Source organism: Trueperaceae bacterium (assembly GCA_036381595.1).
GTDB lineage: Bacteria > Deinococcota > Deinococci > Deinococcales > Trueperaceae > DASVCN01.
In genome coordinates, this window is sequence record DASVCN010000017.1 from 1 (window position 1) to 7569 (window position 7569).

A 7569-nucleotide genomic window follows, 5' to 3' on the forward strand; every position below is an offset into this window, starting at 1 on the left:
ACTCGCCAGGCACTTCCTGCCGCCGCTCGTAGAACATCCGGATGACCCGGTCCTTCGTCTCCTGGTCGTACTTGGTCCGCATGCCTCATTCTCTCCTTTCGCGTGGAAGGAGAGTCTCTATCAAAGCCAGTGCGGTTCAGAGCTTCGTCGAGTCGTACGAGGCCGCCGACGAGCACACCTTCGTCGTGCGCCTCAGCCAGCCCTACGCGGCGTTCCTGCCGGCCCTCGCCTCGTGGAGCGGCATGATCGTCTCCCCCACGGCCGCCGAGACCTACGGCGACGACTTCATCCAGCACCTCGTCGGCGCCGGCCCCTTCAAGTTCGTCGACCACATCCGCGACGACCGCATCCTCCTGGTGCGCAACGACGACTACTTCCGCGAGGGCCTGCCCTACCTCGACGAGGTCGTCGTGCGGCCGTTCGTCGACGGCGAGTCGCGCGTCATCAACCTCAAGTCGGGCGCGCTCGACATGATCTACACGATCCCGGGCAAGGACCTCGCCGACCTCATGGAGTACCCAGGCGTGGTCGTGGCCACGGTGCCGGGACTCGGCTACTCGAGCATGTACATCAACACGCGGTCCGAGGCGCTCGGCAACCCTTACCGCCGCCAGGCGCTGAACTACTGTGTCGACCGCGACATCCTCGTCAACACGGTGTTCGCGAACGGCGGCGCCGTCCCGGCCTACAGCCCGTTCTCGCCGGCCACGTTCGTGACCGACATGAACGACGAGAAGATCCCCAAGCGCGACCCCGAGAAGGTGCGCGAGCTGCTCGAGCTCGCGGGCTCGCCCGACGGCTTCTCGTTCGAGGTCCTCTACGTCGCTGACGAGGAGTCGAACCGCCTCATCACGCTGTTCCAGGCGATGTGCGCCGAGTTCGGCATCCAGGTCCTCCCGCAGCCGACCGAGTTCGGCCAGATCCTCGCCCGCGCCGGCGACGGCAACTACACCGCCGCCTGGATCTCCCTCACGCCGCGCAACGACCCCGACCTCAGCGCCTACCCGTGGTTCCACTCGCAGAGCACGAACTTCGGGCAGATCGACAACCCGAGGATCGACGACCTCCTCACGCGCGCCCGCGCCGTGAGCGACATCTCCGAGCGCCGCGAGCTCTACCGCGCCGCGGCCGACGAGCTGCTCCTCGAGATGCCCTACCTATTCCTGTTCCACCGGGCGGAGATCAAGGCGTACCGCGACCGCGTCCAGAACTACCCGCACATCGCCGACGGGATGATGCGGTTCGAGCAGGTCTGGGTCGACGACTGAAGACCTAGACAGGCGACGCCGGGGGCGGGCCTCACGCGCCCGCCCCCGGTTCCGCCCCGCTCACGCATGCTCTCCTTCGTAGCCAACCGCGTCCTCACCGCCATCCCCGTGATCGTCCTGATCACGGTCGCGGTGTTCTCCGTCATGCAGCTCCTGCCCGGCGACCCGACCCTGGCGATCCTCGGCGACGAGGCGACCCCGCAGTCGCGCGCCGCGCTCCGCGAGCGCATGGGCCTCAACCGCCCCGTGCACGTCCAGTACCTGAGCTGGCTGGGCGGCCTGGCCAAGGGCGACCTCGGGCGCTCCCTCGTCGACAACACGCCCGTCGTGCGCGCCGTGTCGTTCGCGTTCCCCGTCACCCTGCAGATCGCCCTCGTGTCGCTGTTCATCTCGCTGTCTGTCGGGGTGCCGCTCGGCATCCTCTCGGCCGTCAGGCGGGGCGGCGTCGTGGACGCGCTCAGCTCGGTCTTCGCCCTCTCCGCGATCTCCATACCGGCGTTCTGGGCCGGCATCTTGCTCATGTACTTCGTCGCGCTGCAGCTCGGCTAGTTCCCCTCGTCGGGCTTCGTGCGCTTCAACGAGGACCCGTGGCGCAGCCTGCACCACTCGATACTCCCGGCCACGGCCCTCGCCCTCAGGCCCATCGGCATCTTCATGCGCATGACGCGCGGCAGCATGCTCGAGGTCATCAACAGCGACTACGTGCGGGCCGCGCGCGCCAAGGGCGCGTCCGAGGCCTCCGTGAACCTCCGCCACGCCCTGCGTAACGCGCTGATCCCACTGCTGACGTTGGTCGGGCTCGAGTTCTCGGGGCTGATGGGCGGCGTCGTCGTCATCGACACGCTCTTCTCGATCCCCGGCTTCGGGCGCCTCATCTACAGCGCGTTCCTGCGGTCCGACTTCGTGATGATGCAGAGCCTCATGGTCCTGTTCTCGGTGGTCGTGATCGTGGTCAACCTGCTCACCGACATCTCCTACAGCCTCGTCGACCCGAGGATCAGGTACTCGTGACCTGGCGCCGGGCGATACGGCAGTTCGTCAGGCGGCCGCTGGCGCTGGCCGGCCTGGTCATCGTGGCGGGGGTCCTGCTCGTGGCGCTGCTCGCGCCGTGGCTGGCGCCGCACGACCCCACCAAGCCCGACTTCATGGCGATCCTCCAGGCGCCCGACGGCAAGTACCTGCTCGGCACCGACGAGGTGGGCCGTGACCTGCTGTCGCGGCTGATCTACGGCGCCAGGGCCTCGATCCGCGCCGGCCTGATCGCGGTGGCCATCGCGATCGCCATCGGCGTGCCGATCGGCCTCCTGTCCGGCTACCTGCGCGGCTGGGTCGACCAGCTGGTGTTCATGCGCCTCACCGACGCGATGATCGCCTTCCCCACGATCGTCCTGGCGCTGGCCCTGGCCGCGGCGCTGGGCGGCAACCTCACCACGGCGATGCTGGCCATCGGCATCGGCAGCGCGCCGGCGTTCATCCGCCTGGCGCGGGCCCAGGCGATGTCGCTGCGCGAGCAGGAGTTCGTGGAGGCCGCCAGGGCGCTGGGCAACAGGCCCCTGCTCGTCATGCTGCGGCACGTCTTCCCGAACATGATCGGGCCGCTCTTGGTGCAGACCTCTTTGGCGATCGCGGCGGCCATTCTGGCCGAGACCGCGCTGTCGTTCCTGGGGCTGGGCGTGCAGCCGCCTACGCCTTCTTGGGGAAGTACCTTGCGGATCGGTACCGGGTACATGCAACAGGCGCCTTGGTTGTCGCTTTATCCCGGGTTGTCGATATTCGTGACCGTGCTTGGGATCAACTTGCTTGGGGATGGGTTGAGGGATGTTCTGGATCCTCGGGGGAGGGGTTAGCGGGCGTCACTGAAGCGGATCCCACGTGGCGTCGGTTCTACGCGGGCGATCTCGCCTACCAGCTGCCCGGAACCGGTGTCGACGAAGAACGCGTACCGCCGGGGAGGGGTCAGCAGCCGGCGCGGCACCTCGGCCAGTACGGCTACGAGATCGTCTCGCTTCGTCGGCCGGGTCCAGACCCTCTTAGGACGGACTCCGATCGCCGAGAGCACCCCGGTGGCGGCCGCCATCATGGAGGCGTCCGTGGATTCTGGGCCTCCGAAGGCTTCCGCCACGGCAACGAGTGGACCTGCGAACTCCCCGACCAGGTCTTCCTGTTCGATGAGCAGGTTCGAAGCTGAGCACCTTCCCAGGGCCGAGCTGAGCAACAGGTCTCCCGTGAAGTCGCTTGTCGCGACATGTTGCGCATGGGCCAACTCGCCACGAGAGGTCTTGGTCGCCACCGAGCGCAGAAGCGGCTGCGAGCACTCGGCGCACTCGACGAGGAGTCGCTTGACCACCCTTCTCCCTGTCACGGTGCAAGTGGCCAAGGCTTCAGGTGCGACCGCCAGCCCGGTCTCCTGACAGGTCTCGAGCTCGTTCTCGAGACCTAGCACGCCGGTTTCCGGGCATCTTCGCAGCAGGCGCCTCAGGTAGAGCTTGTGCGAGATGCCGGACTCCTCGAGTAGGTCCCGCCGCACCCGCTTCCCGGTGGCGGAGCAGCTCGCCGTCTCGTCAGGCAGGACGCGGGTTCCGCTCTCCTCACAGGTGAACAGCTCGGTAGCCAACGCCAGCTCTCCGCTGAGGGCGGAGGGGACCAGCAGTTCGCGGTCGACGACCAACCCGCTGACCACCGAGCGCCCGACCTCGTCCTCCAGCAGGAGGGCGTTGCTGACAGCGCAGCGAACGGTCTCGCTCCGCGCAGCACGACGGGAAGGGTTCTTCTCTGAAGCGACCAGCCAGTCGCTCCGCACCCATTCGCCGCTTACCGCGCTACGTTCCGCCTCGGTTGCGAGCACCACCGTGCCCGAGAACTCGCAGCGCACGAACTCGGACGCGTGTCCCGACATGCCTGATAGGTCTGAAACCTGTCCTTGGTCGCCGCGGAACGTCTTGCCCGATGCCTCGCTCACCTTCAGGTGGTCCTTGTGGGCCCGCGCTCCGGTGAACTCACATGTCCCGACCTCGTCTTCGGCCGCGGTCAACCCGGACACCTCACAGGTGACGGCATGGCGCGGCGAGATCACCCGCGACGAGAAGGCGCTCCTGACCGCCTCCCTGGGAAGCATCACGTCACCGGAGATCTCGCAGACCTGGGCGAACTCCGGCAGCATCAGGGCCCCCGAGACGGAGGACACGGCCATCAGGTGCGGGAGCGCCCGCTCGCCTGAAACGGCACACGGCGCGAGGTCGTGTTGCGGGAACGATCCGCCGCTCAGGTAGCACCGCTCCAGCGGTGGTGAGCGAAGGACCTTATGGGAAGCGCCGTCGATGTCGAGGAGCAGCTTCGACTCAGGGCCGTCCCTGTAGCGGTAGGTCACCTCGACGCTGACTATGGACGCCATCTCGCCGCGGGCCGCGACCAGTTCAGCCGAGACTGAAGGGTCGAAGCGCCTCTCGATCTGCTCCCTCAACGCCGCCGAGCCACCGGCCTTCTCCAGCTCTTCCTGTTTCCGTGCCAGGTAGAACTGCCGGAACGCCATGAGCGACCGGTCCCCCTCTATCGCCGCCAGGACCGCGTCGCGAGCTGGCGCTGGCCAGTGGGACCGGTCCAGTCGACCATCCGCTCGCGAACGCGACACGCCCGCCGGCCTAGAGGAAGCGTCTTCATCGACCCAACCACCAGGCCCACTAGTGACCTCTATCAGGCGCTCCAGGCGGTCCACTGCGACAGAGCTGCTCACGAGGGCCGTCAGCGTGCCTTCGAGGCGCCTCCTCTGACCTAGTACGCGAACGGCCTCGGGCTCTACTTGGGCATCCAGACTTGCCACCCACTCGCGGGCGGTACGAACGACGCCCTCCTCGTCGAGAGGCTGCGATTCGACTGAGTGCAGCCGCTTGCGGCTTAGGCTGCCGACGATGCGCTCGAAGTCCGGCTCCCCTTCCGCGTAGAGACGAGTCGCCCGTCCCCCGAAGACTCCGGGACCCGCCCTGAGGTTCGGGTCGTTCTCGTCGAAGGTGGCGAAGTGCGTACCTCGACCGACCTCCTGGATCAGCAAGCGGCCGTCGCTCTGCTCCTGGACCCGACCTCTATCGCTGTAGTAGGTCACGACGAGGTCGCGCACGGAGAGCCGTGGCACCACGTCCTCGAGCTCCGGAGCGGCTGGTCCCGCGTCGTGTAGAGCGTTCAGGGTCCCGAGTGTCTCTGAGACCAGCGTCTTGCTCTCTTCGTAGAGCTGCTTGGCGCGCTCGATGCTGTCCTCGATCCTTCGGGCGCTCTCGGCAACGTCCTGGCCAGCGAGTGCCCTGAGCACCAGGTCCTGGATCTCCTCCTCAAGGTCATCGTCTTTGCCCGCTACTTCGAGGATGCCCTCGATGTCGCCTATGGCAGCGGAGATCAGCTGGAGCTTCTCCATGAGCCGAGCGACGACCAGCTCTTCGACCGAGCCCTTGACCACGAGGTTCGTCACGGCGACGGTGGCATGCTTCGAGGCCAGGCGCTGGACGCGGCCGATGCGTTGCTCGACCGTCATCGGGTTCCACGGCAGGTCGTAGTTGACCACGACGTTACCTGCCTGCAGGTTCACCCCTTCCGCGCCAGAGTCGGTGCTCACGATGACGTTCACCTCGGGAGGATCGGCTTGGTAGCGCCGTACGTCCTGATCCTGGGTCCGCCCGTGTCCCCCACCGATGTACCCGACGCTCGCCCCGATCGCTGCCAGGGCCTCGCCGATGGCCTTCTGTGTAGCGATGCGGCGCGTGAACACGACCATGCGCCAGTCCCGAGGGCGCTCGGACATCAGCCGCCGCGCCATCGCCAGCAACTGAGGCTCCTTGCAACCGAGGGGGGAAGACTCCGCGAGCCGGCGCACCTCGGCGACCACCGACGGCGAAACCCTGCCCGCCTCCCCGAGCGTCCTGATCTGGTCTGCGAAGGCGGCCGGACTGCTCATCAGGGCTTCGGCCAGGCTTATCTGCTGGAGGCGACGTAGGTTGGGCAGGTGCTCGCGGACTAGAGCCTCAAGCCTGCGCTCGATGTCACCGGGTTCGCACCTCGTGGGGCTGACCAGACGCTCAGGGAAGCTCAGGCCGGACTCGAGCCTGGTCGTCCGCACCATGTACTCGCCTACGATGCGGCGGAACTCGGGGACCCTGCCTGAGTTGATGCGGCGGGCCACGTTCCTGCCGTCGGCCAAGTAACGCGCTGCGAACTCCTCAGGGTCTCCCAACGGGTTCCGGTGGTTCCTACCGTCGGCGAGTAGGTCGATGAGGGAGTAGATGTCCCACAGGCGGTTGTGGATAGGCGTCGCCGTGAGCAGGAGCGTGTATCGGAACGCCGAGCCTGCCAGAGCCAGCTTGAGAGCGATGGCTATCCTTGGCGGCCTCGCGGTCCCGTAGAGATTGCGGACCTTATGCGCCTCATCCAGCACCAGCATGTCGAAGCCTGAGTTCGTCAGCTCTTCCATGCGGTTGAGAGCAGACGCGTAGGTCGTCACAACGACGGAGGTACGAGACCGGGCGAACCGCGATAGCTGGGCACCAGTCGCGTAGACGGCGTCGATGCCGAACTTGCTTTCGAGCTCATCGCACCACTGCGGCAGCAAGATCTTCGGCGCGAGGATCAGCACGCGCTTCACCTTCTTGCGCACCATCAGCTCGCTGATGATCAGCCCAGCGCTGATGGTCTTGCCCATCCCCACGTCGTCCGCGATGAGCGCAACTGGGGCTCGCCGACAGAACGTGATCAGGTTCCTTACTTGGTGCTCGAACGGTTCTAGGCGTTCCGACCAATGCTTCACGGAACGGATGTCGGAACGGTCCCGGATCGTTATCGAGCCGGCCAGCGTGTACTCGATGGCAGCCAACGCTGCCTCTGATAAGCGCTCGGAGCCGGCTGGCTCCAGGATGGGGATGTTCAGATCGAGCTGCATCCGTCGCGCGAAGTCTACGGGTATGAGGCTGACATGATTCCCAAGAAGGGTTACGCGTATGCCAGACCGAACTTGCGGCCCTTGTCCGGAACGTATCAGGCAAGAGACGTCATCGACTGGACACTTCGCGACAACCCGTTGGAGCCACCCCGACTCCCGGGGACGTCTCATTGGGACAAATGAACTTCAACAGTCTCAGTCCCCCTCGACCGCCTCCGGTACGTACACCTGCCTTAGCGGGAGCAGGCCCTTGTACTTCGAGTCGAGCTGCTCGTACCGGTCCAGCACCAAGCTCACGAGCTGCTCGCCGTCGATCAACCGCAGGTTCGCCTTGCTGTTGGCGAAGTTGCGCGCCTGCGGCGTGAAGTCACCTAGCGTCACCAG

General features: G+C 66.4%; 6 protein-coding genes. 4 read left to right on the forward strand and 2 right to left on the reverse strand.

Translation table 11 applies throughout. The annotated features are described in order from the left end of the window. Positions 1–41 precede the first annotated feature (41 nt). The 4 genes from VF168_04090 to VF168_04105 all read left to right on the forward strand — a co-directional run bounded on the left by VF168_04090 (position 42) and on the right by VF168_04105 (position 3115). Positions 42–1268: an ABC transporter substrate-binding protein gene (locus VF168_04090; protein HEX7003347.1), complete on the forward strand. Its 1227-nt coding sequence runs from the start codon at positions 42–44 to the stop codon at positions 1266–1268. A 66-nt stretch (positions 1269–1334) separates the two neighbouring features. Continuing rightward, positions 1335–1817 (forward strand): ABC transporter permease, encoded by a 483-nt coding sequence (locus VF168_04095; protein HEX7003348.1) that lies wholly within the window; start codon positions 1335–1337, stop codon positions 1815–1817. An 18-nt stretch (positions 1818–1835) separates the two neighbouring features. After that, entirely contained in the window at positions 1836–2279 is a 444-nt protein-coding gene (locus VF168_04100; protein ID HEX7003349.1) for an ABC transporter permease, read from the forward strand. Beyond that, a complete protein-coding gene (locus VF168_04105; GenBank protein ID HEX7003350.1) occupies positions 2276–3115 on the forward strand; it encodes an ABC transporter permease in 840 nt (279 codons plus the stop codon). The genes VF168_04100 and VF168_04105 overlap by 4 nt, the downstream gene beginning before the upstream one ends. Here VF168_04105 and VF168_04110 read toward each other — a convergent pair. Together VF168_04110 and VF168_04115 are read right to left on the reverse strand one after the other, a co-directional pair. After that, positions 3112–7185 carry an SNF2-related protein gene (locus VF168_04110; GenBank protein HEX7003351.1) on the reverse strand — a complete coding sequence of 1358 codons (4074 nt, stop codon included), beginning with the start codon at positions 7183–7185 and terminating at the stop codon, positions 3112–3114. The two genes, VF168_04105 and VF168_04110, sit on opposite strands and share 4 nt — an antisense overlap. 195 nt (positions 7186–7380) lie before the next feature. Continuing rightward, positions 7381–7569, reverse strand: a 189-nt coding sequence (locus tag VF168_04115) for a restriction endonuclease (GenBank protein ID HEX7003352.1), incomplete at its 5' end; no start/stop codon positions are given.